A 346-nucleotide genomic window follows, 5' to 3' on the forward strand; every position below is an offset into this window, starting at 1 on the left:
CACCCCCCAAGACGCCGCCACCCTCATCACCACCCGCGCCCACCTCATGCAAAACCTCCCCCACACCGGCACCATGCTCACCATCCAAGCCACACCGGAAGAAATCACCCCCACCCTCACCGAGCACGTCTCCCTCGCCGCCGTCAACGGCCCCCGATCCGTCGTCATCTCCGGACTCAGCGAAGAAGTCGAACACCTCGACACCCTCTGGCGGGCCAAAGGCCGGCGCACCACCCGCCTACGAGTGAGCCACGCCTTCCACTCCCCCCTCATGGACCCCATCCTCGACCAACTCGCCGACACCCTCCACACCCTCACCTACCACCAACCCACCCTCCCCTTCACC

General features: G+C 66.5%; 1 protein-coding gene. It reads left to right on the forward strand.

What is annotated here, in order from left to right; all coding sequences use genetic code 11:
* A partial coding sequence (locus IO40_RS34605; protein ID WP_033230696.1) for an acyltransferase domain-containing protein occupies positions 1 to 346 on the forward strand: 346 nt, incomplete at both ends.

Source organism: Streptomyces albus subsp. albus (assembly GCF_000725885.1).
Classification (GTDB): Bacteria; Actinomycetota; Actinomycetes; order Streptomycetales; family Streptomycetaceae; genus Streptomyces; species Streptomyces albus.